The organism is Streptomyces sp. NBC_01546 (assembly GCF_045208355.1).
Lineage (GTDB): Bacteria > Actinomycetota > Actinomycetes > Streptomycetales > Streptomycetaceae > Streptomyces.
In genome coordinates, this window is the sequence record NZ_CP109379.1 from 5394339 (window position 1) to 5420551 (window position 26213).

Genomic DNA, 26213 nt, shown 5'->3' on the forward strand with positions numbered 1-26213 from the left:
GGGCGAGCACGGGGCTGAGTGTTGTGTGGATCGCCGTGCGGATCGCCGTGCGGATCACCGGAACGAGTGGCACGGATATCCACAACGGGGCTGTTGTCCACCGGAATTGAGGGTTCCGAACGGGGGCCGGGATTCGTACCTACCGTCGTGGCATGACTCTTCGAACGCGTACTTCGCATCCGTCGGGCGCCACCAGCGGCCCGGGCCGACCCCGTCTCTCCGACGGCCGTCTGCGACACCGCCGCGGCCATGGCGTCCGCCGCGGTCACCGGGCCCCTCATGCGGAGCCGGAAGCCGTGCGCCGTCGGGCCGAAGCCTTGCTCGGCGGCAGCAGTCCGCCTCTGCCCCCGTCCGAGGCCGATCCCGGGCCCCCGGCCGAGGAGACCGCCGGGCTGTCTCCCGATGTGGCGCGGAGGCTGGCCCTGCGGGAGCGGCTGCCGGTGTGGTTCCAGGCCCGCTGCGGGGTGGAGCCGCGCACGGTGGCCGCGGTCGGGATGGTGCTGGTCATCGCGGTCGGCTTCGCCGCGCAGCAGTTCTGGTCGGCCTCACCGAGGCCGGTGACAGCGCCCGCGGTGATCACCCCGGCAGCGGCGCCGGCTGCGGCCGGGGCGACCGCACCGCCCCTGGCGGGAGGCGCCGCGCGGGTCGTCGTCGACATCGGCGGCAAGGTCCGGGACCCGGGTGTGCGGCGGCTGCCCGCGGGTTCGCGGGTCGAGGACGCACTGGCCGCCGCGGGAGGTGTGCGGCCCGGTACGGACACCACCGGACTGAACAGGGCCCGGGTGCTGGTGGACGGCGAGCAGGTGCTCGTGGGAGCCCCTGCGCCGCCTCCGCCGGGCGGGGGAGGGCCGAGTCCGGGCCCGCTCAGCCTCGGCTCGGCCACCGTCGAGCAGCTGGACGGCCTGCCGGGGGTCGGGCCGGTGCTGGCGCAGCACATCGTGGAATTCCGCACCGCCCGCGGGGGCTTCCGCTCCGTGGAGGAGCTCCGGCAGGTCAACGGGATCGGCGAACGGCGCTTCGCCGACCTGCGCACGCTGGTGCGGCCGTGAACCGCCCCGAGGACGCGGGGCCGGCGGACCTCCGCCTGGTGGCGCCGGCCCTGGCCGCCTGGGCGGCGGCCGCCCTCGCCCTGGACGCGCCCGCCGGACCGACCGCCGTCGGGGTGGGCGTGGGCGTGGCCGGAGCGGGGCTGCTGCTCCTGGCCGGGTGCCGGAGTCCCGGAACCCGGTGGAGAGCCGCCCCGGCGTTGGCTGCGGCCCTGCTGTGCGCCTGCGCGGGGGCCGCGGGGGCCGGGGTGGCCGGGCTCCAGCGGGCCGAGGCACGGGCCGGGCCCGTGGCGGGACTGGCCCGGGAGCACGCCCGCGTCCTCGCGGAGCTCACCGTCGGTTCCGATCCGCGGGTCGCCCGGAGCGGGAGCGGGCCGCCGGTGGTGGCGCTGGACGCGGTGGTGACCGGGGTGACCGGGCCCGACGGGGCGCGGACCCGGGTCGAGACCCCGGTGCGGGTGCTGGCCGGGCACCCCGGATGGGCCCGGCTGCTGCCCTCCACCCGGGTGGCGGTCGTCGCCCGGCTGGCCCCGGCGCGGGAGGGCGAGCGGGCCGTGGCGCTGCTGCGGCCGGCCGGTGACACCCTGCCCGCGGTGACCGGCGGCCCGGACACCGCGCAGCGGCTCGCCGGGCGATTGCGGGCCGGGCTGCGCGAGGCCACCGAGGGGCTGGCGCCGGATGCCAGGGCCCTGCTGCCGGGGCTGGTCGTCGGGGACACGTCCAGGGTTCCGCCCGATCTCCACGAGGCCTTCAAGGCCACCGACCTGCTGCACCTGCTGGCCGTGTCCGGGTCCAACCTGACCGTGGTGCTGTTCCTGCTCATCGGGCCCCCGGCCCGTGCGCAGCAGGCCGAGCGGCGCGGGCTGGCGCCCCGGCTCGGGCTCTCGCTGCGGGCCACCGCCCTGTGCGGGGCGGCCCTGACGCTGGCGTTCGTGGTGGTGTGCCGGCCGGAGCCGAGCGTGCTGCGGGCCGCGGCCTGCGGGGCGGTCACCCTGCTGGCCCTCGCCACGGGGCGGCGCAGGTCCCTGATCCCGGCGCTGGGCGCCGCCGTTCTGCTGCTGGTCCTCTACGACCCCTGGCTGGCCCGCAGTTACGGATTCCTGCTCTCGGTCCTGGCCACCGGCGCCCTGCTCACCCTCGCGCCCCGGTGGAGCGCGGCCCTGCGCGGGCGCGGGATGCGGCCCCGGTTCGCCGAGGCGCTGGGGGCTGCCGCGGCCGCCCAGGCGGTGTGTGCGCCCGTGGTCGCGGCGCTCTCCGCCCGGGTCAGCCTCGTGGCGGTGCCGTGCAACCTGCTGGCCGAGCTGGCGGCCGGTCCGGCGACGGTGCTCGGCTTCGCGGCGCTCGCCGTGGCCCCGCTGTGGATGTCCGCCGCGCGGGTGCTCGCCTGGTGCGCGGGGGTGCCCGCGGGGTGGATCGCCGCCGTGGCCCGGGCCGGGGCGCGGCTCCCGGGCGCGGAACTGGCCTGGCCGGGCGGGCTCACCGGCGGGCTGCTGCTGGCCGCCGCCACGGTGGCCGTCGTACTGCTCGGCGCCCGGATCGGCAGGCGGCGGTGGGTCTGCTCCGCCCTGGCGGTGCTGCTGCTCCTGGCCGTACTGCGGCCGCCGCAGCTCACCCGTACCCTCACCGGCTGGCCGCCACCCGACTGGAGCTACGTGCAGTGCGCCGTGGGGCAGGGGGACGCCGCGGTACTGGCCCTCGGCCCGGGCGAGGCCCTGGTGGTGGACGCCGGGCCCGATCCCGCTCCCGTGGATGCCTGCCTGCGTGCCCTGGGCGTGCGCCGGGTGCCGATGCTGGTGCTGACGCACTTTCACGCCGACCACGTGGGAGGCCTGTCCGGGGTGTTGCGGGGCCGGTCGGTGGGTGTGATTCAGACCACCACGCTGGAAGAGCCGCCGGGGCAGGCGCAGTTGGTCCACCGGACCGCGGCCGGCGCGGACGTACCCGTCGTACGGGCGGTGGCGGGGGAGCGGCGGCGGGCCGGACCGCTCGAGTGGCAGGTGCTCTGGCCGCCGGCGGCCGGGCCGCCGCCCGAGGGGCCCAACGATGCGAGCGTCGCCCTGCTGGTCCGGGGTGCGGGGCTGACCCTGCTCCTGCTCGGCGACCTCGAACCGGCCGCGCAGCAGGCCCTCTTGAGGGACCATCCGCACCTGGGTCCGGTGGATGTCGTCAAGGTCGCGCACCACGGCTCCGCGCACCAGGACCCGGAGCTGTACGCGCGGCTCCGGCCCCGGCTCGCCGTGGTCCCCGTCGGCGCGGCCAATCGTTACGGGCACCCCGCACCCGGTACGCTCGCCCGGCTGCGGGAGTCGGGGGCGGCCGTACTGCGAACCGACACCGACGGGTCGATCGCCGTGTCCGGCAGCGGCCCGGAAATGCGGGTGTTTCCGGCCGGCCGGCGGCGGGAGCGTCGCGGGCATCGCGGGGGCGGTCATTCTGTTTGCCCACAACCCGGCAGCATGATCGAATGCGTTTTCGCCAGAACGGTCCAAGTCCACACAGCACGGGGGTGCATCAGCCATGTTCGGACGCCGACGGGGGATGGAGACGGCCGGAAGTTCCAGCCCGCACACATCCGCGACACTGACACTGCCACCGAGGGCAGGTCTGCTCAGCTGCCGGGTTCTCGACACCGTCCACCAGCCGGTCAGGCAGGCCACGTTCGAGGTGACCGACCCGATCGGGCGCCGGATCGTCAGGGGCGAGACCGACCCGTACGGCGGGTTCACGGCGGCCGTGCCGGAGGGCGAGTACCGGCTCTCCGTCACCGCCGAGGGGTACGCGCCGTTCCATGGGGCGACGCTGGTGGGGGACCCGGCGCAGCCCGGCACCGGGGAGATCATCCTCGACGCGGTGGAGCCGCCGCTGCTGCCGCAGCCCGGCCACTGGGAGCTCGACCCGACGCACTCGTCGATCGCCTTCACGGCCCGGCACATCGGCTTCGCAAGGATCGGCGGCCGGTTCAACACCTTCGCCGGCGCGGTACGGATAGCCGACCGCATGGAAGACTCCTCCATGCACGTGATCATCGATGCGGCGAGCATCGACACCGGGGTGCGGCTGCGCGACGACCACCTGAGGTCCGGCGACTTCCTGGACGCCGCCCGGTACCCGACGGTGGAGTTCTACAGCGAACGGTTCATCCACCGCAGCGGCAGCCGCTGGGCCGTCGCGGGCGCCCTGACCCTGCACGGGGCCAGCCGCTCCGTCACCCTGGACACCCAGTACCTGGGGCTGGGCACGGGACTGGAGGGCGAGCCGCGCGCCGCCTGCCGGGCCACCACCGAACTGCACCGCGAGGACTTCACCCTGAACTGGCAGTCGGTGCTGGCGCACGGCATCGCGGCGATCGGTTCGAGCGTGGAAGTGACGCTGGACGTGCAGATCGTCCACAAGGCCTGAGGCGGGCCCTCCTTCTGCGGCCCCTCCTTCTACGGGGCCTCCAGCCAGCCCTCGTACTCGGCGGCGAGGGCGTCCAGCGAGGCGGTGTCGAGCAGCTCCCGCGGGTCCTCGACGACCACCAGCCACTGGGCGTCCTCGGCGTCGTCCTCACCGGCCAGGGCGTCGCGGACCAACCGCGGTTCCTCCGGGAGGCCGAAGCGGTCGAGGGCCTCCTGCGCCACCTCCTCGGCGGCGTCACGGTCGGGCAGGACGAGTACATGTCGCACGTTCACGCGACCATTCTCGAGCATCGGGTCAGGGGGGCCGCGCCGCCGGGGGCTGTCAGTGCGGCATGGGATGCTGGAGCCGATGGCCACCAGGAAGAACTCCACCGACGATCCGCTTGCCCCGCTCACCCTTGCGGTGGGGCAGGAGGACCTGCTGCTCGACCGTGCCGTACGGGAGGTGGTGGCGGCCGCCCGCGCCGCCGACGCCGACACGGACGTTCGCGACCTCGCCTCCGAGCAGCTCCAGCCCGGCACGCTGGCCGAGCTGACGAGCCCTTCGCTCTTCTCCGAGCGCAAGGTCCTGATCGTGCGCAACGCGCAGGACCTGTCCGCCGACTCGGTCAAGGAGGTGAAGGCGTACCTCGACGCGCCCTACGAGGAGATCATCCTCGTCCTCCTCCACGCGGGCGGCGCCAAGGGCAAGGGCCTGCTGGACGCGGCGCGCAAGGCGGGCGCCCGGGAGATCGCCTGCCCGAAGATGACGAAGCCGGCGGACCGGCTGGCCTTCGTACGGGGCGAATTCCGCACGCTGGGCCGGTCGGCGACCCCGGAGGCGTGCCAGACCCTGGTCGACGCGATCGGCAGCGACCTGCGGGAGCTGGCGAGTGCGGCGGCGCAGCTGTGCGCGGACGTCGAGGGCACCATCGACGAGGCCGTGGTCGGCCGCTACTACACGGGCCGGGCCGAGGCCTCCAGCTTCACGGTCGCCGACCGGGCGGTCGAGGGGCGTGCGGCGGAGGCCCTCGAAGCCCTGCGGTGGTCCCTGTCCACCGGGGTGGCGCCGGTCCTGATCACCAGCGCCCTGGCCCAGGCGGTGCGCGCGATCGGCAAGCTGGCCTCCGCCCCGCGCGGGGCCCGCCCCGGCGACCTCGCCCGGGACCTGGGCATGCCGCCCTGGAAGATCGACCGGGTCCGCCAGCAGATGCGCGGCTGGTCGGCCGACGGCGTCGCTGACGCCCTGCGCGCCGTGGCCGCCGCGGACGCCGGGGTCAAGGGCGGCGGCGACGATCCCGAGTACGCCCTGGAGAAGGCGGTCGTGGCCGTGGCCCGCGCGGCCCGCCCCCAGCGCGGCTAGGCCCTGTCCGGAACTGTCCGGGTAGCACGAAGGCCCCGGCCGCACCCTGGGGAAGGGTGCCGGCCGGGGCCTTCGTCGTATTGCCTTTGTGCGCCGTACCCGCGTGGCGAACGCTTCGTGTACGGCGCGGGGTGCCGGTCAGGAGCGGGAGAGAGGGCCCGCTGGGTCCGTTCCGGCGATCACATCAGAGCTCAGCCCTGCAGGGAGGCAACCTTGGTGGCCAGCGCCGACTTCTTGTTGGCGGCGGCGTTCTTGTGGATGACACCCTTCGAGACAGCCTTGTCGAGCGCACGCGCGGCGGCGCGAGAAGCCACGGTGGCCTTCTCGGCGTCACCGGCGAGGACGGCCTCGCGGGCCTTGCGGATCGCGGTCTTGAGCGAGGACTTGACGGCCTTGTTGCGCAGGCGCGCCTTCTCGTTCGTCTTGTTCCGCTTGATCTGGGACTTGATGTTCGCCACGAAAGAGCCTTTTCAGGTTCAGAGATTTGATCTTCGGATTGTGCCTCGACAGCTGAGAGGGCATACGAGACACAGCTGCCCAGGCTACCAGGCACGCTCCTGGCGGCCCAAACCGAGCGCACTGCCCCGTCCATGGGACCATGGGAGGACTCAGACTTCGTTCCGAGTTCCGACTGCGACCGAGAATCAGGACACTGCGTGCCCGCGATCCCCAGCCACGTGCCCGAGCCGAGCCGTACCGACCCGGCGCTGATCCGCAATTTCTGCATCATCGCGCACATCGACCACGGCAAGTCGACCCTTGCCGACCGGATGCTCCAGCTCACCGGTGTGGTCGACCAGCGGCAGATGCGCGCCCAGTACCTCGACCGCATGGACATCGAGCGTGAGCGAGGCATCACGATCAAGTCCCAGGCGGTCCGACTGCCCTGGGCGCCCACCACGGGCGAGGGTCAGGGCGGCACCCACATCCTCAACATGATCGACACCCCCGGGCACGTCGACTTCACCTACGAGGTCTCGCGCTCCCTCGCCGCCTGCGAGGGCACGGTCCTCCTGGTGGACGCCGCCCAGGGCATCGAGGCGCAGACCCTCGCCAACCTGTACCTGGCGATGGAGAAGGACCTCGCGATCGTCCCGGTCCTGAACAAGATCGACCTGCCGGCCGCCCAGCCGGAGAAGTTCGCCGAGGAGCTCGCGAACCTGGTCGGCTGCCAGCCCGAGGACGTGCTGCGCGTCTCGGCGAAGACCGGTCTCGGCGTCGACGCGCTGCTCGACAAGATCGTCGCCACGGTTCCGGCCCCGGTCGGCCCCAAGGACGCCCCGGCCCGCGCGATGATCTTCGACTCGGTCTACGACTCGTACCGCGGCGTGGTCACCTACGTCCGTGTCGTCGACGGCCAGCTCAACAAGCGCGAGCGCATCCGGATGATGTCCACCGGCGCCACGCACGAGCTGCTGGAGATCGGCGTCTCCTCCCCGGAGATGACCCCCTCCGACGGCCTCGGCGTCGGCGAGGTGGGCTACATCATCACCGGCGTGAAGGACGTCCGTCAGTCCAAGGTCGGTGACACCATCACCAGCCTGCACAACGGCGCCACCGAGGCCCTCGGCGGCTACAAGGACCCGCGCCCGATGGTCTTCTCGGGCCTGTACCCGCTCGACGGATCGGACTACCCGGACCTGCGCGAGGCCCTCGACAAGCTGCAGCTCAACGACGCCGCGCTCGTATACGAGCCGGAGACCTCGGCGGCGCTCGGCTTCGGCTTCCGCGTCGGCTTCCTCGGCCTGCTCCACCTGGACGTGGTCCGCGAGCGCCTGGAGCGCGAGTTCGGCCTCGACCTGATTGCCACCGCGCCCAACGTGGTCTACCGGGTGGTCATGGAGGACGGCAAGGAAGTCACCGTCACCAACCCGAGCGAGTTCCCCGAGGGCAAGATTTCGGACGTGTTCGAGCCGGTCGTCCGGGCGACCCTGCTCGCGCCTTCCGAGTTCATCGGCGCGATCATGGAGCTCTGCCAGCAGCGCCGCGGCACCCTCCTCGGGATGGACTACCTCTCCGAGGACCGGGTCGAGATCCGCTACACGCTCCCGCTCGCGGAGATCGTCTTCGACTTCTTCGACCAGCTGAAGTCCAAGACGCGCGGCTACGCCTCCCTCGACTACGAACCCACCGGCGAGCAGGCTTCCGGACTGGTCAAGGTCGACATCCTGCTGCACGGCGACAAGGTCGACGCCTTCTCCGCCGTCACGCACAAGGACGCCGCCTACGCCTACGGCGTGCGCCTGGTCGCCAAGCTGCGCGAGCTCATCCCGCGGCAGGCCTTCGAGATCCCGATCCAGGCCGCGATCGGCTCCCGCGTCATCGCCCGCGAGACCATCCGCGCCATCCGCAAGGACGTCCTCGCCAAGTGCTACGGCGGTGACATCTCCCGTAAGCGGAAGCTGCTGGAGAAGCAGAAGGAAGGCAAGAAGCGCATGAAGATGGTCGGTTCCGTGGAGGTCCCGCAGGAGGCCTTCATCGCCGTCCTCTCCAGCGACGAGTCCGGCGGCAAGAAGAAGTAGCGCCGCCCGCGACCGCTGCGGAAGCAGGCCCTCACGCTCTGGCGTGGGGGCCTCTTTCGTTATGAACCGGCCGCATGCGGGCCCTTACGCAGGCGGCGGACGGCCTTTAGTCTGATCACTGCTCGATGGTTACTCGCCAGTCACCTGCTGGCTATGTCTCAAACCCCGCCAGTCCCGAAGCGCCCGCCCAAGCGCCCCACGCCCACGCACTGCCGCGTGGTCCGGTCCGGAGGATGTCGTGAGCGACACACAGACCTTGATCGAGAACCGCCCGCCCACCGTGGCGGCCCTCTTCCTTGAGCGCGTGGCCGCCACGCCTCATGCGGAGGCGTACCGGTACCCGGTGCCCGCGGCCGACGGCCAGGGCCCCGACGACTGGAAGTCGCTCAGCTGGGGCCAGGCGGCCGAGCGGGTCTTCGCCATCGCCGCCGGGCTGGCCGACCTCGGCCTGGGGCCGGAGGAGCGGGTCGCGCTCGCCTCCAACACCCGGGTCGAGTGGATCCTCGCCGACCTGGGCGTGATGTGCGCCGGCGGCGCGGTCACCACGATCTACCCCAGCACGAACGCCGAGGAGTCGGCGTACATCCTCGCGGACTCCGAGAGCCGGGTGCTCATCGCCGAGGACGGCAAGCAGCTGGCCAAGGCGCGCGAGCGCCGCGCCGACCTGCCGAAACTCGCCCACGTGGTGGTCATGGAGGCCGCGGACGCGGTCGCCGCCGAGGGCGACCCCGAGGGCTGGGTGCTCTCGCTCGCCGATCTGGAGGCGCGCGGCAAGGAGTACCTGGCCAAGCACCCCGAGGCGGTCAAGGAGCGGATCGGGGCCATCACCGCCGATCAGCTCGCCACCCTCATCTACACCTCCGGCACCACGGGCCGCCCCAAGGGCGTCCGGCTTCCGCACGACAACTGGTCGTACATGGCCAAGGCCACCGTCGCCACGGGCATGATCCACTCGGACGACGTCCAGTACCTGTGGCTGCCGCTGGCCCACGTCTTCGGCAAGGTGCTGACCTCCGGCCAGATCGAGGTCGGGCACGTGACCGCCGTCGACGGCCGGATCGACAAGATCATCGAGAATCTGCCGATCGTGCAGCCGACGTACATGGCGGCCGTTCCGCGCATCTTCGAGAAGGTCTACAACGGCGTGGCCGCCAAGGCCCGGGCCGGCGGCGGAGCCAAGTACAAGATCTTCCAGTGGTCGGTCGGCGTCGCCCGCGAGTACGCCAAGGTCACCCAGGACAACTTCCGGCGCACCGGCCAGGCGACCGCCCCGTTCGGCCTCGCCACCAAGCACAAGATCGCCGACGCGCTCGTCTACTCCAAGCTCCGCGAGGCCTTCGGCGGCAAGCTGCGCGCCGCCGTCTCCGGCGCCTCCGCCCTGGCGCCCGACATCGGCTACTTCTTCTCCGGCGCCGGCATCCACATCCTGGAGGGCTACGGCCTCACCGAGTCGAGCGCGGCCTCCTTCGTCAACCCGGGCGAGGCCTACCGCACCGGCACCGTCGGCAAGCCGCTCCCCGGCACCGAGGTCCGCATCGCCGAGGACGGCGAGGTGCTGCTGCGCGGTCCCGGCATCATGCAGGGCTACCACGGGCAGCCGGAGAAGACCGCCGAGGTCCTGGAGTCCGACGGCTGGCTGCACACGGGAGACATCGGCGAGCTGTCGCCCGACGGCTACCTGCGCATCACGGACCGCAAGAAGGACCTGATCAAGACCTCGAACGGCAAGTACGTCGCCCCGGCCGAGATCGAGGGCCGGTTCAAGGCGATCTGCCCGTACGTGTCGACCATCGTCGTGCACGGCGCCGACCGGAACTTCTGCACCGCCCTGATCGCGCTCGACGAGCCGTCCATCCTCACGTGGGCGGCCGAGAACGGGCTGGAGGGCAAGACGTACGCGCAGGTGCTGGCCGCGCCGGAGACCGCCCGGCTTATCGAGACGTACGTCCAGACCCTGAACGAGGGCCTGCAGAAGTGGCAGACGGTCAAGAAGTTCCGGCTGCTGCCGCGCGACCTCGACGTCGAGCACGGTGACCTGACGCCGAGCCTCAAGCTGAAGCGCCCGGTCGTCGAGCGTGAGTTCAAGCACCTGATCGACGAGATGTACGAGGGCGCGCGCGAGGCGTAGCCCGAGGCGTGAAACGACCATGGGGCAGTGCGGGACAATGGGTCCATGCCTTCCGCACTGCCCGACGGTGAACCCATGCCCGAAGACGGCTCGCTGCCGTCGCACGCCCTGGCGGGCGCGGGAGACCGGCCGCTCGGCTTCTACCTGCACGTCCCGTACTGCGCCACGCGGTGCGGGTACTGCGACTTCAACACCTACACGGCCACCGAGCTGCGGGGTACCGGTGGTGTGCTCGCCTCGCGGGAGAACTACGCCGACACCCTGATCGACGAGGTGCGCCTGGCCCGGAAGGTGCTCGGGGACGACCCGAGGGCCGTACGGACGGTGTTCGTGGGCGGCGGTACTCCGACGCTGCTGCCCGCCGGGGACCTCGTACGGATGCTCGCGGCGATCCGGGACGAGTTCGGCCTGGCCGAGGACGCGGAGATCACCACCGAGGCCAATCCGGAGTCCGTGAACCCGGAGTACCTGGCCGAGCTGCGGGCCGGCGGCTTCAACCGGATCTCCTTCGGCATGCAGAGCGCCAAGCAGCACGTCCTTAAGGTGCTGGACCGCACGCACACCCCCGGCCGCCCGGAGGCCTGTGTCGCGGAGGCGCGGGCGGCGGGCTTCGAGCACGTCAACCTGGACCTGATCTACGGGACGCCCGGGGAATCGGACGAGGACTGGCGGGCGTCGCTCTCCGCGGCGCTCGGCGCCGGGCCCGACCACATCTCGGCGTACGCGCTGATCGTGGAGGAGGGCACGCAGCTGGCGCGGCGCATCCGCCGGGGCGAGGTCCCGATGACGGACGACGACGTGCACGCCGACCGCTACCTGATCGCCGACGCGGTCATGGCGGAGGCCGGCTACTCCTGGTACGAGGTGTCGAACTGGGCCACTTCGCAGGCCGGGCGCTGCCTGCACAACGAGCTGTACTGGCGCGGCGCCGACTGGTGGGGCGCGGGGCCGGGCGCGCACTCGCACGTGGGCGGGGTGCGGTGGTGGAACGTCAAGCACCCCGGAGCGTACGCCGCCGCACTGGCGGAGGGGCGCTCCCCCGGGGCCGGGCGCGAGCTCCTCTCCGAGGAGGACCGGCGGGTGGAGCGGATCCTGCTGGAGCTGCGGCTGGTGGACGGGGTCCCGCTGTCCCTGCTGGCGCCTGCCGGGCTGGCGGCGTCCCGCCGCGCCCTGGCGGACGGACTGCTGGAGGCGGGGCCGTACGAGGCAGGGCGGGCCGTGCTGACCCTGCGCGGGCGGTTGCTCGCCGATGCCGTGGTCCGGGACCTGGTGGACTAGGCCCCGTCCGGCCTGGGTCCTGTCCGACCTGGGCTCCTCCCGGGCAGCGAGCCGCAACGAACCGACCTAATATGGCCGATAAGGCTAAATAACGTACGTCCGGCGGCTTCGAGGTGCCCCTACAGGCCGTTCGGCCGGCCCGGGAGGCGTGATGACCGTACCCTCCGACGCGTCACCGATGCACACGCAAAGTGACCCCGAGGACGTCCTCAAGCAGGTCGGAGGCTCGTGGCACTGGGCCCTCGGCTTCGCCCTCGCGACCCTGATACCAGGCATCCTGGTGCTCGTCTGGCCCGACGAGACACTGCACATCCTGGCCGTGATCATCGGCCTGCAGCTCCTGGTGGCGGGTGGCTTCCGTTTCGTGACGGCCTTCTCGCACACCGACGGGGGCGGCAGCCGGCTGGCGGCCGTCCTGATCGCCCTGCTGGCGTTTCTGGCCGGCGTCTTGGTGCTGCGGCATCCGATGCAGACGATCGGCGCGCTGTCCCTGGTCGTCGGCGTGTTCTGGCTGCTGACCGGAGTGCTCACCGCGTACGTCGCGATCGCCGACCGCGCGCTCCCGCACCGTGGCCTGACCTTCGGCCTGGGCGCCCTCGGCGCCGTCGCCGGAATCGTCGTCCTCTGCTTCCCGGTGGACTCCGCGGTCGCCCTGACGCGGCTGCTGGGACTGTGGCTCGTCCTGCTCGGCGTGTTCGAAGTGGTGATGGCCTTCGCACTGCGCTCCGCCGACCGCCGGGTCACCCGCACGCCTCCGGGGTGAGCGCCGGGCCGGGCGGTCGCCCCCGGGTCAGGCCGTGACGTGGTCGATCAGGTGCTCCACCGCGCCCAGCAGGGTGGGCTCCAGATCACGGTACGAGGTCACCCGGGACAGGATGTGCTGCCAGGCGGCGCCGGTGTTCTCGGGCCAGCCCAGCGAGCGGCAGATGCCCGTCTTCCAGTCCTGGCCGCGGGGGATCACCGGCCACGCCGGGATGCCCAGCGCCGACGGCTTCACGGCCTGCCAGACGTCCACGTACGGGTGGCCCACGATCAGGACGTCCGGAGAGCTCACCGACGCGGCGATCCGGGACTCCTTCGAGCCCGGCACCAGGTGGTCCACCAGGATCCCCAGGCGGGCGTCCGGGGCCGGGGCGAACTCCGCCACGATGGCCGGGAGGTCGTCGATGCCCTCCAGGTACTCCACCACCACGCCCTCGATCCGCAGGTCGTCACCCCAGACCCGCTCCACCAGCTCGGCGTCGTGCCGGCCCTCGACGTAGATCCGGCCCGCCCGCGCCACCCGGGCCCGGGCGCCCGGGACGGCGATCGAGCCGGAGGCCGTACGGGCCGGTCCGGCCGGGCCCCGGGACGGGCGGACCAGGGTGACGACGGCGCCCTCCAGCAGGAACCCCCGCGGCTCCATCGGGAACACCCGCCGCTTGCCGAAGCGGTCCTCCAGGGTCACCGTGCCCGCCTCGCAGGCCACCACCGCGCCGCAGAAGTCCGTACCGGCCACCTCGACCACCAGATCGGGTTCCGCCGCCACCTCCGGCACGGCCTTGGAACGCTTCCACTGGGGGGTCAGGTCGGGGGAGTACTCGCGCATCCGGCCGACACTAGGAGAGCCGCGGCCGTCATGCCCCCGACACGCCGAAACGGGCGGCCAGTGTGGCGCGTTGCGCACGCACGAAGGCCGCGGAGACCACCGCTCCGTGACCCGGCACGTACTGCGCGTCGTCCCCGCCCAGCGCCAGCAGCCGGTCCAGGGCCGCGGGCCACTGCCGGGGCACCGCGTCCGGGCCGGCCAAGGGTTCGCCCGACTCCTCGACCAGGTCCCCGCAGAACACCGTCTCGCGCTCGCCCGGCACGAAGACCGCCAGGTCGTGGCGGGTGTGCCCGGGCCCCACATTGGCCAGCAGCACCTGCACCCCGCCCAGCTCCAGCGTCCACTCGCCCGACACCAGGTGCTTCGGCGTCACCAGCAGGTCCACCGCCTCCGCGGCCTCCGTGTCCGCCAGACCGTGCCGCACCGCGTCCCCGCGCAGCTCCTGGCGGCCCGTGGCGAGCAGCGCGTCCAGCCCGACCGCCCCGTACACCTCGGCCCCGGGGAAGGCCGCCCCGCCCAGGACGTGGTCGAAATGGCCGTGCGTGAATGCGATATGGGTCACGTGCCGGCCCGCCAGCCGCTCGGCCTCCGCCCTCACCTGTGCGCCCTCGCGCAGGCACGAACCGGGGTCGACGAGGAGGACGGAATCGTCCCCCACCACCAGCCCCACCGTGCAGTCCCACACCGGGAGCCGCCGACGGCCGGTCCGTCCGGTCAGCCTTTCCCAGCCCGCCTCTTCCCAACGCACGTCCATGCCGCGACGCTACCCTGGCGGGCCTCCCTTGCCAGGGTCTTACTACCCGGCCGTACACTGAGCGGGGGATCTCTGGCACTCGAACGACCAGAGTGCCAACGACCGAGCTTCAACACGGCAACGGACCACAGCTGGAGGTGTGCGCGATGCTCAGCGAACGCAGACTCGAAGTGCTGCGCGCCATCGTCCAGGACTACGTCGGGACGGAGGAGCCGGTCGGCTCCAAGGCGCTCACCGAGCGGCACCGGCTCGGAGTCTCGCCCGCCACCGTGCGCAACGACATGGCCGTGCTGGAGGACGAGGGCTACATCGCCCAGCCGCACACCAGCGCCGGCCGGATCCCCACCGACAAGGGCTACCGCCTCTTCGTCGACAGGCTGGCGGGGGTCAAACCGCTGTCGACGCCCGAGCGCCGGGCCATCCAGAACTTCCTCGACGGCGCCGTCGACCTCGACGACGTGGTCGGCCGGACGGTGCGGCTGCTCGCGCAGCTGACCCGGCAGGTCGCCGTCGTCCAGTACCCGAGCCTGACCCGGTCGACCGTCCGGCACGTGGAGCTGCTCTCGCTCGCTCCCGCGCGCCTGATGCTCGTACTGATCACGGACACCGGGCGCGTCGAGCAGCGGCTGATCGACTGCCCGAGCCCCTTCGGGGAGGCCTCTCTGGCCGATCTGCGGGCCCGGCTCAACAGCAGGGTGGTCGGCCGTCGTTTCACCGACGTGCCCCCGCTCGTCCAGGACCTCCCCGAGTCCTTCGAGGCCGACGACCGCGGCACGGTGTCCACCGTGCTCACGACGCTCCTCGAAACCCTGGTCGAGGAAGCAGAAGAGCGGCTGATGATCGGCGGTACCGCCAATCTCACCCGCTTCGGACACGATTTTCCCCTGACGATCAGGCCGGTGCTCGAAGCGCTGGAGGAGCAGGTCGTGCTCCTCAAGCTGCTGGGCGAGGTCAACGAGTCGGGAATGGCCGTACGGATCGGGCATGAGAACGCCTACGAGGGACTGAACTCCACGTCGGTCGTCTCGGTCGGTTACGGTTCGGGCGGCGAAACGGTCGCCAAACTCGGCGTGGTCGGACCGACCCGCATGGACTACCCCGGAACGATGGGAGCGGTACGCGCAGTGGCACGTTACGTCGGACAGATCCTGGCGGAGTCGTAAGTGGCCACGGACTACTACGCCGTTCTCGGCGTGCGCCGCGACGCATCCCAGGACGAGATCAAGAAGGCCTTCCGGCGCCTCGCGCGTGAACTCCACCCGGATGTGAATCCGGACCCGAAGACGCAGGAGCGCTTCAAGGAGATCAACGCGGCCTACGAGGTGCTCTCGGACCCGCAGAAGAAGCAGGTCTACGACCTCGGCGGCGACCCGCTGTCCTCCTCGGGCGGCGGTGGCGGAGCGGGCGGCTTCGGAGCGGGTGGCTTCGGCAACTTCTCCGACATCATGGACGCGTTCTTCGGCCAGAGTCAGCAGCGCGGCCCGCGCTCGCGGACCCGGCGCGGCCAGGACGCCATGATCCGTCTGGACCTGGAGCTGGACGAGGCGGCCTTCGGGACGACCAAGGACATCCAGGTCGACACGGCCGTCGTCTGCACCACCTGCTCCGGAGAGGGTGCCGCCCCCGGCACCTCCGCGCAGACGTGTGACATGTGCCGCGGCCGCGGTGAGGTCTCGCAGGTCACCCGGTCCTTCCTGGGCCAGGTCATGACCTCGCGCCCCTGCCCGCAGTGCCAGGGCTTCGGCACCGTGGTCCCCACCCCGTGCCCCGAGTGCGCGGGTGACGGCCGGGTCCGGTCCCGCCGCAGCCTCACGGTCAAGATCCCGGCCGGTGTCGAGAACGGCACCCGCATTCAGCTCGCGGGCGAGGGTGAGGTCGGCCCCGGCGGCGGCCCCGCCGGCGACCTGTACGTGGAGATCCACGAGCTGCCGCACCCGACCTTCCAGCGGCGCGGGGACGATCTGCACTGCACGGTGACCATCCCGATGACGGCGGCCGCGCTGGGCACCAAGTGCCCGCTGGAGACGCTGGACGGTCTGGAGGAGATCGACATCCGGCCCGGTACCGGGTCCGGTCAGGCGATCCCGCTGCACGGGCGCGGCGTCACCCACCTGCGGGGCGGCGGGCGCGGCGACCTGATCGTCCACGTCGAGGTCACCACCCCGGGCAAGCTGGACCCCCAGCAGGAGGACCTGCTGCGCCAGCTGGCGAAGCTGCGGGGCGAGGAGCGGCCGATGGGCCAGTTCGCGCCTGGTCAGCAGGGGCTGTTCAGCCGCCTGAAGGACGCGTTCAACGGTCGCTGACCGTCTGCGACCTCTCATCGACGAGCCCGGCCGGGGATGCCCCCGGCCGGGCTCGTCGTATGTGATCCGGCCGCGCCGGGAAGCGGACTATGCCAGGCGAATGCCGTGATTCGGTCCCCTGAGCGGGACATGGCACGATGCAGAGCATGTCCTCGGCACCGAACGGTCTCTGCGCTTATCCGATCGTGCAGGCCCCCATGGCGGGCGGCGCCTCGTGTCCGCCGCTCGTCGCCGCCGTGTGCGAGGCGGGCGGACTGGGCTTCCTGGCCGGCGGGTACAAGACCGCCGACGGCATGTACCAGGAGATCAAGCAGGTGCGCGCGCTCACCCGGCGCCCCTTCGGGGTGAACCTCTTCATGCCGCAGACCGGTTACGTGGACCCGGCCGCCGTGGAGGCGTACCGCGGCCAGCTGGCCGGCGAGGCCAGCTGGTACGAGGTCTCCCTCGCCGACGAGGACATCATCGGCACCTGCGACGACGGCTACGACGCCAAACTCGCCATTCTTCTGGAGGACCCGGTCCCGGTCGTCTCCTTCACCTTCGGCTGTCCCGCCCCGGCGGTCCTGGCCTCGCTGCGCAAGGCCGGTACGTACACCGTCGTCACCGCGACCTCCGTCGAGGAGGCCCGCTGCGCGCAGGAGTCCGGGGCCGACGCCGTCTGCGTCCAGGGGGTGGAGGCCGGCGGCCACCAGGGCACGCACCGGGACGATCCGCAGGCCGACGGCACGGCGTCGGTGGGCCTGCTCGCGCTCGTGGCCCAGGTACGGGAGGCGGTCGCCCTCCCGATCATCGCGGCGGGCGGTCTGATGCGGGGCTCGCAGATCGCCGCGCTGCTGGCGGCGGGCGCGGAGGCGGCCCAGCTCGGGACGGCCTTCCTGGCCTGCCCGGAGTCGGGGGCGGACCCGCTGCACAAGAAGGCGCTGACGGACCCGCTGTTCGTCCGGACCGAGCTGACCCGGGCCTTCTCCGGGCGGCCGGGGCGGGGCCTGGTCAACCGGTTCATGCGCGAGCACGGGCCGTACGCCCCCGCCGCCTACCCGCAGATCCACTACCTGACCTCGGGGCTGCGCAAGGCGGCCGCCGCGGCCGGGGACCCGCAGGGCATGGCACTGTGGGCGGGCCAGGGGCACCGGCTGGCGCGGGCGCTGCCGGCGGGGGAGCTGATGGAGGTGCTGGCGGCCGAACTGGCCGAGGCACAGAGCACGTTGAAGGCAATGCAGATGAGGAGTGCGTCATGACGGCCCCGGTGTTCGTGGTCGAAGAGGTCCCGGCGGGACCGGAGTTCGTCCTGGACGGCCCGGAGGGCCGGCACGCGGTGTCCGTGAAGCGGCTGAACGCGGGCGAGGCGGTGGTCCTCACGGACGGCCGGGGCGGCTGGGCCGACGCGGTCGTGAAGGCGGCGGAGGGCAAGGACCGGCTGGTCGTGACCGTGTCCGGGGTCTTCGAGGAAGCCGAACCGGCCGTCCGGATCACCGTGGTCCAGGCCCTGCCCAAGGGGGACCGGGGCGAGGTGGCCGTGGAGACCATGACCGAGACGGGCGTGGACGCGATCGTGCCCTGGCAGGCCTCGCGCTGCATCACGCAGTGGCGCGGCGACCGGGGGGCCAAGTCCCTGGCCAAGTGGCGGGCCACCGCACGGGAGGCGGGGAAGCAGTCCCGCCGGGTCCGCTTCCCGGAGGTGGCCGAGGCCATGTCCACCAAGCAGGTGGCGGCCCTGCTGGCCGGCGCCGACCTGGCGATGGTCCTCCACGAGGACCGCGACACCCCATCCGAGGCCCTGGCCGAGGCCAAGCTCCCGGCAGCCGGGTCCGTCGTGCTGGTCGTCGGCCCGGAGGGCGGGGTCTCCCCTGAGGAGCTGGCCGTCTTCGCCGGGGCGGGAGCCCACCCGTACCGCCTGGGCCGCTCCGTCCTGCGGACCTCCACGGCGGGCACGGCCGCGACGGCGGTGCTGCTGGCCCGTACCGGGCGCTGGGCCTAGGAACCCCCTGGACCTCCCCTGGCGGAACTCCCGTCCGCGCTCCGGGGATACGATGCCCGGAGCGATCAACGACACGGAGGCGAACTGATGGCCGGGGAACCGCAGGCCGACTGCCTGTTCTGCAAGATCGTCGCGGGGAACATCCCGGCGACCGTGGTCCGCGAGACCGAGACGACCGTCGCCTTCCGGGACATCAACCCGCAGGCGCCGACGCACATCCTCGTCATCCCCAAGGTGCACTACCCCGACGGGGCCTCCCTGGCCGCGGCCGAGCCCGCCATCGCCGCCGGTCTCCTCGCCGAGGCCGGGCAGATCGCGCTCGACGAGAAGATCGCCGACCACGGTTACCGGGTCGTCTTCAACACGGGCGCGGGCGCCGGCCAGACCGTCTTCCACGCCCACGCGCACGTCCTCGGCGGCCGCGGCCTCCAGTGGCCCCCCGGATAGCCAGTGTCCGTACGCGAGTTCGTGGTGCTGGGCACTGCCAGTCAGGTGCCCACCCGCCACCGCAACCACAACGGCTACCTGCTGCGCTGGGACGGCGAGGGCATCCTCTTCGACCCGGGCGAGGGCACGCAGCGCCAGATGCTGCGGGCCGGGGTGGCCGCGCACGACATCAACCGGATCTGCGTTACACACTTCCACGGTGACCACAGCCTCGGCCTGGCCGGGGTGATCCAGCGGATCAACCTCGACCGGGTCCCGCACCCCGTCACCGCGCACTACCCGGCCTCGGGGCAGAAGTTCTTCGACCGGCTGCGCTACGCCACCGCCTACCGCGAAACGGTGCCGCTGGCCGAGGAACCGGTGGCCGGGGACGGGATGCGGGCGCTGGCGAGCGGGGCCTCGTACGTCCTGGAGGCCAGGCGGCTCTCCCACCCGGTGGAGTCCTTCGGCTACCGGCTCACCGAGCCGGACGGGCGCCGCATGGTGCCGGAGCTGCTGGCGCAGCACGGGATCAAGGGGCCGGACGTGGGCCGGATCCAGCGCGAGGGGCGGCTGGGCGCGGTCACGCTGGAAGAGGTCAGCGAGCCGAAGTCCGGGCAGCGGTTCGCGTTCGTCATGGACACCCGGCTCTGCGCGGGCGTGGACGAACTGGCCGAGGGCTGCGACATGCTGGTGATCGAGTCCACCTTCCTCGACGAGGACGAGCAGCTCGCCACCGAGCACGGGCACCTCACGGCCGGACAGGCGGCGCGGGTGGCGCGGGACGCGGGCGTACGGCACCTGGTGCTGACGCACTTCTCGCAGCGCTACACCGACCCCTCGGAGTTCGAACGGCAGGCCCGTGCGGCTGGGTTCGAGGGTGAGTTGACGGTGGCGGCGGACCTGGTCCGCGTGCCGCTTCCGAAGCGCCGCTGACGGGTTGGCCCCTGGGTCCGCTGCTGGGGCTCCGCCCCAGACCCCGCGCCTCAAACGCCGGCGGGGCTGGATTCTTGCTGATGTCGGCCCGAACGTGCGCGCAGCACAACCCGACGCCCTGCCGTCCGTACGCGACGGACCCGGATCTCCGCGACTTCCAGTTCCGCGGCGCCGACGCGGGGGATCGCCCCCGACGGGGTGCCCGCGCCGGCGGCGAGGACGGCCGCCGGGGCGCCACCGCGGCGGCGGACCGAGCCGGCGGTCAGCGGACGGCCACCGGCGTGCAGCGCGACGGCGGTCATCGGCCCGGCCACCGCCAGCAGCAGCGCGCCCAGTACCAGGCCCATGCCGGGGAAGCCCGCGGCCTCGGCGAGCAGGCTGCCGGTGACGGGCCCGCAGGCCACGCCCAGCGAGGACGCCGACCCGGCCAGCACCGCCCAGCGGCCGCGCGGGTCCAGTGCGGCGGCGAGGCCGATGGCGTACGAGAGCACCACCGGGTAGACGGCGTTCCACAGGATCTCCCCGGTGCCGAAGCCGCCGAGGCCGCGGGCGGACGAGGACACCACCACGCAACAGGCGATCACCGCCGTTCCCGCGCCGATCGGGACCGCGCGGCCCAGGCGGGCGCCGAGCGCCGAGGCGGCCGTGACCCCGAGCAGGCCCGCGCCGAGCGCCGCGGCGAAGACGACGCCGAGGGTGACCTCCGAGAGGCCCGCCTGCTGGGCGCCGATCCGGCCGCTGACCCCCCACAGGGCGTTCTGCGCGAGGGACCACAGCATCAGGGAGCCCGCCAGGACCACCCCGGCGCGCGGGTACGGCAGCCGGCCCGGGGCGACCCCGGTCACGGCCGGTGCGGCGGAGCCGCCCAGGCGGCCCGTGGCCGGCCAGACCACCGCCGCGACCAGCGCGATCGCGGCGAACGGGAGCCCGTGGCCGCCCCGAGCCGCGGCAGGGTCAGATACAGCGCCCCGGCGGTCGCCGAGACCGACAGCAGCCCCAGGGCCGAGGTGCGAGGTGCGGGTCGCGCTGCCCGGCGATCCCGGAGGCGGCCACGGCGGTCGCGGTCCCGGAGCCGAAGCCGCCGACCACGGCGCCCGCGACGACCAGCGGCAGCAGCGAGGTCGCGGCGGCCGTGCCGTATCCGGCGACGGCCAGCAGCAGCCCGAGGCGGGCCGGCCGGCGGGGTCCGTGCCGGCCGATCCGGGAGGCGAGGGTGAAACCGGCCGCGGCGGAGCCGAGCAGCAAGGCCGTGCCGATCAGACCGGCCTGCGCGGGGCTCAGCGGCAGGTGGGCGTCGAGCCGTCCGACGACGGTCGGCAGGAGGTACGGGGCGACGTAGCCGGCGGTGAAGAGGGCCACCAGGGGCCAGGCGGCGGGCGGCGCGGAGAGCGGCGCGGGGGTGCGGTCGTGCACGTGCGTTTTCCAGGTGGTGCGGTGTTGCGTGGCGCCGCCGCAGAGTGAGCGGGGCCACTTGTTTATCAAGTGGCCCGATACCGGGAAAAGAGCGTCCCTGTAGTGATCTGCGACACACTGGGTTTGGATTCGTGCGAGCCGGGCAGGGCTGGCAGCTTTCCTCCGGAAATCCTCCTCCGGAAACCCTCCTGAGGAAACGACCCTTCAAGACAACGGGGAGTACACCGTGACCAGTCGGGACGACGCCGACAGCCGTGCGGCAGCAGTGGACCCGCTCGGTCCGCTGCGCAACCCCCAGGAACCGGCCTGCGACGTCTTCCTGACCGGCACGGTCTTCCTCGACATCATCTTCACCGGCCTCGACTCCGCCCCCGTGCGCGGTACGGAGTCCTGGGCGCGCGGCATGGGCTCCAGCCCCGGCGGCGTCGCCAACATGGCCACCGCCCTGGCCCGCCTCGGCCTGCGCACCTCGCTCGCCGCGGCCTTCGGCGACGACCACTACGGCGAGTACTGCTGGGACGCCCTCGAACAGGGCGAGGGCATCGACCTCTCCATGTCGCGGACCATCTCCGGCTGGCACAGCCCCGTCACCGTCTCGATGGCCTACGAGGGCGAGCGCACGATGATCTCGCACGGCCATGAGGCGCCCCCGCCGGGGGGCCCCGGGCCCTTCCCGCAGTGCCCGCCGCGCGCCCGCGCCGCCGTGGCCTCGCTGGAGCCCGGCCGGCGCGAGCCGTGGATCGGGGAGGCGGCGCGGCGCGGCGCACAGGTCTTCGCGGACGTGGGCTGGGACGAGAGCGGGCGGTGGGACCTGGGGGCCCTGGCCGACCTGGCGCACTGCGAGGCCTTCCTGCCGAACGCGGGCGAGGCCATGCGGTACACGCGGACCGACTGCCCGCGCGCGGCGGCCCGGGCGCTGGCCGATCACGTGCCGATCGCGGTGGTGACGATGGGCGCGGAGGGCTCGTACGCCGTCGACGGACGCACGGGCGAGACGGCCCAGGTCCCGGGGATCACGGTGGAGGAGCTGGACCCGACCGGGGCCGGCGACGTCTACGTGGCCGGCTTCGTCACCGGCACCCTGGCGGGCTGGCCGCTGGCGGACCGCCTCGCGTTCGCCGGGCTGACGGCTGCCCTGTCGGTCCAGGAGTTCGGCGGCTCCCTCTCGGCCCCCGGCTGGCCGGAGGTCGCCCACTGGTGGCGGTCGGCCCCGGTCGAGCTGCGCGGCCTGTACGCGTTCCTGGACGACCTGATCCCGCAGGGCTCGACCCCGGCGGCCCGGCGCAGGGCGGTGCCCACGATCGGCTTCCGGCACTCCGCGTAGCCCGCGCCCGGCCCGGCGGGCCCGGGGCGCTCGGGCGCCGCTCGAAAACCTCTCGGGGAAGCCCCGAAGGCGACGTACGCTTGATATTCCGGAGGTCGTCGATCGGCGCGGCCCCTCAGCGGGAGGTATGCGCAGGCCACAGTGCCGGCCCATGACTCAGACACCGACAGCCCACATCCCAGCGCCGGGCCAGGCGCGAGCCCACTTCACGGTACCGGCCACGCACCCGATGGTGACGGTGCTCGGTTCCGGTGACGCCCTGTTGCGCGTGATCGAGAAGGCCTTCCCGAAGGCCGACATCCATGTTCGGGGCAATCAGGTCAGCGCGATCGGGGCAGCGGCGGAAGTCGCTCTGATCCAGCGCCTGTTCGACGAGATGATGCTGGTGCTCCGCACCGGGCAGCCGATGACGGAGGACGCAGTGGAACGCTCGATCGCCATGCTCAAGGCGAGCGGCAACGGCAACGAGGGCGGCCCCGAGGAGACGCCCGCCGAGGTGCTCACCCAGAACATCCTCTCCAGCCGCGGCCGCACCATCCGGCCCAAGACCCTCAACCAGAAGCGGTACGTCGACGCGATCGACAAGAACACGATCGTGTTCGGCATCGGCCCCGCCGGTACCGGCAAGACCTACCTCGCCATGGCCAAGGCGGTCCAGGCCCTGCAGTCCAAGCAGGTCAGCCGGATCATCCTGACCCGGCCCGCAGTCGAGGCGGGGGAGCGGCTCGGCTTCCTGCCGGGCACCCTCTTCGACAAGATCGACCCGTACCTGCGCCCGCTCTACGACGCGCTGCACGACATGATCGACCCGGACTCGATCCCGCGCCTCATGGCGGCCGGGACCATCGAGGTGGCCCCCCTCGCGTACATGCGCGGCCGCACCCTCAACGAGGCGTTCGTCGTCCTCGACGAGGCGCAGAACACCACGGCCGAGCAGATGAAGATGTTCCTGACCCGCCTCGGCTTCGACTCGAAGATCGTCGTCACCGGCGACGTCACGCAGATCGACCTCCCGGGCGGCGCCAAGAGCGGTCTGCGCGAGGTCCAGTCGATCCTCGAAGGGGTTCCGGACATCCACTTCTCGCGGCTCACGTCCGAGGATGTCGTCCGGCACAAGCTGGTCGGCCGTATCGTCGACGCGTACGAGAAGTACGACGACGGCCAGCAGGCCGCGAACGGCCACCAGCGGAAGTAGAACCCAGCGCACCATGTCGATCGACGTCAACAACGAGTCCGGAACCGAGGTCGACGAGCAGGCGATCCTCGACATCGCCCGCTACGCGCTCGCCCGGATGCGGATCCACCCGCTCTCGGAGCTCTCCGTCATCGTCATCGACGAGGACGCCATGGAGGCGCTCCACATCCAGTGGATGGACCTGCCCGGACCCACCGACGTCATGTCCTTCCCGATGGACGAGCTCCGTCCCCCGGCGAAGGACGACGAGGAGCCCCCGCAGGGGCTCCTCGGTGACATCGTGCTCTGCCCCGAGGTCGCCAAGAAGCAGGGCGAGGACGCCGCGACGCAGCACTCCATGGACGAGGAGCTCCAGCTCCTGACCGTCCACGGGGTGCTGCACCTGCTCGGGTACGACCACGAGGAGCCCGACGAGAAGGCGGAGATGTTCGGCCTCCAGGCGGCGATCGTCGACGGCTGGCGCACCGAGCGTGGCATGACCGGCCCGTCCCCGGCGCCGACCGTCTCGTGAACGCCCCACAACTGATCACCGGTGCCGTCCTGCTGGTGGTCGTGGCCTGGTTCGCGGCGTGTGCCGAGTCCGGGATCGCCCGCATTTCGAGCTTCCGCGCCGAGCAGGCCGTACGGGAGGGCCGGCGCGGCAGCGAGAAGCTCGCCCAGGTGACCGGGGACCCCACCCGCTACCTCAATGTGGCGCTGCTGGTCCGGGTCACCTGCGAGATGGCGGCCGGCGTACTCGTCACCTACGTCTGCCTCGACGAGTTCGGCGAGACCTGGACCGCGTTGCTCGTGGCCATCGCGGTCATGGTGCTGGTCTCCTTCGTCGCCGTGGGCGTGTCCCCGCGCACCATCGGCCGCCAGCACCCGCTCAACACCGCGACGGCGGCCGCGTACGTCCTCGTACCGCTCGCGCGGGTGATGGGGCCGATCCCGCAGCTGCTGATCCTCATCGGCAACGCGCTCACGCCCGGGAAGGGCTTCCGCAAGGGGCCGTTCGCCTCCGAGGCCGAGCTGCGCGCGATGGTGGACCTCGCGGAGAAGGAATCGCTGATCGAGGACGACGAGCGCCGGATGGTGCACCAGGTCTTCGAGCTCGGCGACACCCTGGTGCGCGAGGTGATGGTGCCGCGAACCGACCTGGTCTGCATCGAGCGCTACAAGACGATCCGTCAGGCGACCACCCTCGCGCTGCGGTCCGGTTTCTCGCGCATCCCGGTGACCGGGGAGAACGAGGACGACATCGTCGGGATCGTCTACCTGAAGGACCTGGTCCGCAAGACCCACATCAGCCGGGAGGCGGAGTCCGACCTGGTCTCCACTGCCATGCGGCCGGCGGTCTTCGTGCCGGACACCAAGAACGCGGGCGACCTGCTGCGCGAGATGCAGCAGGTGCGCAACCACGTGGCCGTCGTCATCGACGAGTACGGCGGCACGGCCGGGATCGTCACCATCGAGGACATCCTGGAGGAGATCGTCGGGGAGATCACCGACGAGTACGACCGGGAGCTCCCGCCGGTCGAGGACCTCGGCGCGGACCGCTACCGCGTGACCGCGCGCCTGGACATCACCGACCTCGGTGAGCTGTTCAAGGTCGAGGCCTTCGACGACGAGGACGTGGAGACGGTCGGCGGACTGCTGGCGAAGGCGCTGGGCCGGGTGCCCATCGCGGGCGCCTCGGCGCTGGTGGAGCTGCCGGACGGGCGTCCGCTGCGGCTGACGGCGGAGTCCCCGGCGGGGCGGCGGAACAAGATCGTGACGGTGCTGGTGGAACCGGTGGCCGCGGCGGACGCCGCGGGGGAGGAGGGGGAATGACCCCGGCGCAGCTGCGGGAATTCTGTCTGAGCTTCAACGCGGCGGTGGAGGAGTTCCCCTTCACCCCGGAGACCTCGGTGTTCAAGGTGCTGGGCAAGGTGTTCGCGCTCACCGCGCTGGACGCGGAGCCGCTGAAGGTCAACCTCAAGTGCGAGCCGGAGCTGGCGGTACGGCTGCGGGCGGAGCACGAGGCGATCGTGCCCGGCTATCACATGAACAAGCGGCACTGGAACACGGTGACCGCGGGCGGGCCGGGCGGCCTGCCGGACGCGCTGGTCCGCGAGCTCGTGGAGGACTCGTACGACCTGGTGGTGGCGGGTCTGCCCAAGGCGGAGCGGCTGCGGCTCGACCGGCCGTGACGCGCTCCGGCGGGGCCGTCGTACGGCCCCGCACGGGCGCTCCCTATGCTTCGCCCATGACCGACACCACTGGGATCGACCCCGAGGACAGCAAGATCATCACGCTGGCGCGCAGCGCCCGGGCCCGCAACGGAGTGCCGGAGGGGGCGGCGGTGCGCGACGAGACGGGCCGCACCTACGTCGCCGGCACGGTGGAGCTCGACTCCCTGAAGCTGAGCGCCCTGCAGACCGCCGTCGCGATGGCCGTGGCGAGCGGGGCCCGGTCACTCGAGGCCGCCGCCGTCGTCAGCGCCGCCGATGCCCCGGCCGAGGCCGACCGCGCCGCCGTCCGCGACCTGGGCGGCCCGGACACCCCGGTGCTGCTGGCGGGCCCGGACGGCGCCCTGAAGTCCACCACCCCCGCAGGCTGAC

The 26213-nt window shown here is 72.5% G+C and carries 23 protein-coding genes and 2 pseudogenes; 20 read left to right on the forward strand and 5 right to left on the reverse strand.

Going from position 1 to position 26213, the window contains the following annotated elements; translation table 11 throughout:
* Positions 1-152: 152 nt before the first annotated feature.
* From OHA89_RS24645 to OHA89_RS24655, 3 genes and pseudogenes are all read left to right on the forward strand, one after another.
* Positions 153-1049: a ComEA family DNA-binding protein gene (locus OHA89_RS24645; protein WP_266609742.1), complete on the forward strand. Its 897-nt coding sequence runs from the start codon at positions 153-155 to the stop codon at positions 1047-1049.
* Positions 1046-3427, forward strand: a pseudogene (locus OHA89_RS24650) (ComEC/Rec2 family competence protein); the annotation flags it as partial. The gene OHA89_RS24645 and the pseudogene OHA89_RS24650, both read left to right, overlap by 4 nt.
* Positions 3428-3563: 136 nt before the next feature.
* The gene (locus tag OHA89_RS24655; RefSeq protein WP_406367114.1) at positions 3564-4445 is read left to right on the forward strand and encodes a YceI family protein; all 882 of its coding nucleotides are present in this window, start codon (positions 3564-3566) and stop codon (positions 4443-4445) included.
* Between the two features lie 29 nt (positions 4446-4474).
* Here OHA89_RS24655 and OHA89_RS24660 read toward each other — a convergent pair whose 3' ends face one another.
* The gene (locus tag OHA89_RS24660; protein WP_215141882.1) at positions 4475-4735 is read right to left on the reverse strand and encodes a hypothetical protein; all 261 of its coding nucleotides are present in this window, start codon (positions 4733-4735) and stop codon (positions 4475-4477) included.
* A 58-nt stretch (positions 4736-4793) separates the two neighbouring features.
* Between OHA89_RS24660 and holA the strand changes: the two genes are divergently transcribed.
* Positions 4794-5786: a DNA polymerase III subunit delta gene (gene holA, locus OHA89_RS24665; RefSeq protein ID WP_266609744.1), complete on the forward strand. Its 993-nt coding sequence runs from the start codon at positions 4794-4796 to the stop codon at positions 5784-5786.
* A gap of 191 nt (positions 5787-5977) precedes the next feature.
* On the opposite strand, the gene rpsT is transcribed toward holA, so the two are convergent.
* Positions 5978-6244: a 30S ribosomal protein S20 gene (gene rpsT / locus OHA89_RS24670; protein WP_215141886.1), complete on the reverse strand. Its 267-nt coding sequence runs from the start codon at positions 6242-6244 to the stop codon at positions 5978-5980.
* A gap of 198 nt (positions 6245-6442) precedes the next feature.
* Between rpsT and lepA the strand changes: the two genes are divergently transcribed.
* From lepA to OHA89_RS24690, 4 genes are all read left to right on the forward strand, one after another.
* Positions 6443-8308, forward strand: a complete 1866-nt coding sequence (gene lepA / locus OHA89_RS24675; protein ID WP_215141894.1) for a translation elongation factor 4 — start codon at positions 6443-6445, stop codon at positions 8306-8308.
* Positions 8309-8546: 238 nt separating this feature from the next.
* The gene (locus OHA89_RS24680) at positions 8547-10436 is read left to right on the forward strand and encodes an AMP-dependent synthetase/ligase (protein WP_406367116.1); all 1890 of its coding nucleotides are present in this window, start codon (positions 8547-8549) and stop codon (positions 10434-10436) included.
* 45 nt (positions 10437-10481) lie between these two features.
* Positions 10482-11714 (forward strand): radical SAM family heme chaperone HemW, encoded by a 1233-nt coding sequence (gene hemW / locus OHA89_RS24685; protein ID WP_257556366.1) that lies wholly within the window; start codon positions 10482-10484, stop codon positions 11712-11714.
* 151 nt (positions 11715-11865) lie between these two features.
* Positions 11866-12477 carry an HdeD family acid-resistance protein gene (locus OHA89_RS24690; RefSeq protein ID WP_266609747.1) on the forward strand — a complete coding sequence of 204 codons (612 nt, stop codon included), beginning with the start codon at positions 11866-11868 and terminating at the stop codon, positions 12475-12477.
* Between the two features lie 27 nt (positions 12478-12504).
* Here the strand turns inward: OHA89_RS24690 and OHA89_RS24695 are convergent, their stop codons facing one another.
* Together OHA89_RS24695 and OHA89_RS24700 are read right to left on the reverse strand one after the other, a co-directional pair.
* Positions 12505-13302 (reverse strand): DUF3097 domain-containing protein, encoded by a 798-nt coding sequence (locus tag OHA89_RS24695; protein WP_266609748.1) that lies wholly within the window; start codon positions 13300-13302, stop codon positions 12505-12507.
* Positions 13303-13330: 28 nt separating this feature from the next.
* Positions 13331-14056: an MBL fold metallo-hydrolase gene (locus tag OHA89_RS24700; protein ID WP_406367118.1), complete on the reverse strand. Its 726-nt coding sequence runs from the start codon at positions 14054-14056 to the stop codon at positions 13331-13333.
* 146 nt (positions 14057-14202) lie between these two features.
* On the opposite strand from OHA89_RS24700, the gene hrcA reads away from it, so the two are divergent.
* The 6 genes from hrcA to OHA89_RS24730 all read left to right on the forward strand — a co-directional run bounded on the left by hrcA (position 14203) and on the right by OHA89_RS24730 (position 19699).
* Entirely contained in the window at positions 14203-15219 is a 1017-nt protein-coding gene (gene hrcA / locus OHA89_RS24705; RefSeq protein ID WP_257556370.1) for a heat-inducible transcriptional repressor HrcA, read from the forward strand.
* Positions 15220-16359, forward strand: coding sequence for a molecular chaperone DnaJ (gene dnaJ / locus OHA89_RS24710; protein ID WP_257556371.1), 1140 nt, complete (start codon positions 15220-15222; stop codon positions 16357-16359).
* 146 nt (positions 16360-16505) lie between these two features.
* The gene (locus tag OHA89_RS24715; RefSeq protein ID WP_257556372.1) at positions 16506-17597 is read left to right on the forward strand and encodes a nitronate monooxygenase; all 1092 of its coding nucleotides are present in this window, start codon (positions 16506-16508) and stop codon (positions 17595-17597) included.
* A complete protein-coding gene (locus OHA89_RS24720; RefSeq protein WP_266609750.1) occupies positions 17594-18337 on the forward strand; it encodes a 16S rRNA (uracil(1498)-N(3))-methyltransferase in 744 nt (247 codons plus the stop codon). Before OHA89_RS24715 ends, OHA89_RS24720 begins: the two co-directional genes overlap by 4 nt.
* An 87-nt stretch (positions 18338-18424) precedes the next feature.
* Positions 18425-18784 carry a histidine triad nucleotide-binding protein gene (locus tag OHA89_RS24725; protein WP_215141909.1) on the forward strand — a complete coding sequence of 120 codons (360 nt, stop codon included), beginning with the start codon at positions 18425-18427 and terminating at the stop codon, positions 18782-18784.
* A gap of 3 nt (positions 18785-18787) precedes the next feature.
* Positions 18788-19699 carry a ribonuclease Z gene (locus OHA89_RS24730; protein ID WP_266609751.1) on the forward strand — a complete coding sequence of 304 codons (912 nt, stop codon included), beginning with the start codon at positions 18788-18790 and terminating at the stop codon, positions 19697-19699.
* A gap of 50 nt (positions 19700-19749) precedes the next feature.
* Here the strand turns inward: OHA89_RS24730 and OHA89_RS24735 are convergent.
* Positions 19750-21112 (reverse strand): annotated as a pseudogene (locus OHA89_RS24735) (MFS transporter).
* Positions 21113-21338: 226 nt separating this feature from the next.
* Between OHA89_RS24735 and OHA89_RS24740 the strand changes: the two are divergent.
* The 6 genes from OHA89_RS24740 (at position 21339) to OHA89_RS24765 (ending at position 26212) form a co-directional block, all read left to right on the forward strand.
* Complete coding sequence (locus tag OHA89_RS24740) at positions 21339-22436, forward strand: carbohydrate kinase family protein (RefSeq protein ID WP_266609754.1); 1098 nt, start codon at positions 21339-21341, stop codon at positions 22434-22436.
* 151 nt (positions 22437-22587) lie between these two features.
* Complete coding sequence (locus tag OHA89_RS24745; RefSeq protein ID WP_215141911.1) at positions 22588-23631, forward strand: PhoH family protein; 1044 nt, start codon at positions 22588-22590, stop codon at positions 23629-23631.
* Between the two features lie 13 nt (positions 23632-23644).
* Positions 23645-24142: an rRNA maturation RNase YbeY gene (gene ybeY, locus OHA89_RS24750; RefSeq protein WP_257556378.1), complete on the forward strand. Its 498-nt coding sequence runs from the start codon at positions 23645-23647 to the stop codon at positions 24140-24142.
* Positions 24139-25443, forward strand: a complete 1305-nt coding sequence (locus OHA89_RS24755) for a hemolysin family protein (protein ID WP_215141920.1) — start codon at positions 24139-24141, stop codon at positions 25441-25443. The genes ybeY and OHA89_RS24755 overlap by 4 nt, the downstream gene beginning before the upstream one ends.
* Positions 25440-25802: an MmcQ/YjbR family DNA-binding protein gene (locus OHA89_RS24760; RefSeq protein ID WP_257556379.1), complete on the forward strand. Its 363-nt coding sequence runs from the start codon at positions 25440-25442 to the stop codon at positions 25800-25802. Before OHA89_RS24755 ends, OHA89_RS24760 begins: the two co-directional genes overlap by 4 nt.
* A gap of 56 nt (positions 25803-25858) precedes the next feature.
* Positions 25859-26212, forward strand: a complete 354-nt coding sequence (locus tag OHA89_RS24765; protein WP_215141924.1) for a cytidine deaminase — start codon at positions 25859-25861, stop codon at positions 26210-26212.
* The last annotated feature ends 1 nt before the right edge of the window (position 26213 follow it).

Excerpts from the sequence above, each read along its gene's own strand:
- OHA89_RS24745 (WP_215141911.1), top strand. The coding sequence starts at position 22,588 with ATGACTCAGACACCGACAGCCCACATCCCAGCGCCGGGCCAGGCGCGA.
- hemW (WP_257556366.1), top strand. The coding sequence starts at position 10,482 with ATGCCTTCCGCACTGCCCGACGGTGAACCCATGCCCGAAGACGGCTCG.
- OHA89_RS24760 (WP_257556379.1), top strand. The coding sequence starts at position 25,440 with ATGACCCCGGCGCAGCTGCGGGAATTCTGTCTGAGCTTCAACGCGGCG.
- ybeY (WP_257556378.1), top strand. The coding sequence starts at position 23,645 with ATGTCGATCGACGTCAACAACGAGTCCGGAACCGAGGTCGACGAGCAG.
- OHA89_RS24715 (WP_257556372.1), top strand. The coding sequence starts at position 16,506 with ATGTCCTCGGCACCGAACGGTCTCTGCGCTTATCCGATCGTGCAGGCC.
- OHA89_RS24700 (WP_406367118.1), bottom strand. The coding sequence starts at position 14,056 with ATGGACGTGCGTTGGGAAGAGGCGGGCTGGGAAAGGCTGACCGGACGG.
- OHA89_RS24655 (WP_406367114.1), top strand. The coding sequence starts at position 3,564 with ATGTTCGGACGCCGACGGGGGATGGAGACGGCCGGAAGTTCCAGCCCG.
- holA (WP_266609744.1), top strand. The coding sequence starts at position 4,794 with ATGGCCACCAGGAAGAACTCCACCGACGATCCGCTTGCCCCGCTCACC.
- OHA89_RS24765 (WP_215141924.1), top strand. The coding sequence starts at position 25,859 with ATGACCGACACCACTGGGATCGACCCCGAGGACAGCAAGATCATCACG.
- hrcA (WP_257556370.1), top strand. The coding sequence starts at position 14,203 with ATGCTCAGCGAACGCAGACTCGAAGTGCTGCGCGCCATCGTCCAGGAC.
- OHA89_RS24725 (WP_215141909.1), top strand. The coding sequence starts at position 18,425 with ATGGCCGGGGAACCGCAGGCCGACTGCCTGTTCTGCAAGATCGTCGCG.
- OHA89_RS24660 (WP_215141882.1), bottom strand. The coding sequence starts at position 4,735 with ATGCTCGAGAATGGTCGCGTGAACGTGCGACATGTACTCGTCCTGCCC.
- OHA89_RS24690 (WP_266609747.1), top strand. The coding sequence starts at position 11,866 with ATGACCGTACCCTCCGACGCGTCACCGATGCACACGCAAAGTGACCCC.
- OHA89_RS24695 (WP_266609748.1), bottom strand. The coding sequence starts at position 13,302 with ATGCGCGAGTACTCCCCCGACCTGACCCCCCAGTGGAAGCGTTCCAAG.
- OHA89_RS24720 (WP_266609750.1), top strand. The coding sequence starts at position 17,594 with ATGACGGCCCCGGTGTTCGTGGTCGAAGAGGTCCCGGCGGGACCGGAG.
- OHA89_RS24645 (WP_266609742.1), top strand. The coding sequence starts at position 153 with ATGACTCTTCGAACGCGTACTTCGCATCCGTCGGGCGCCACCAGCGGC.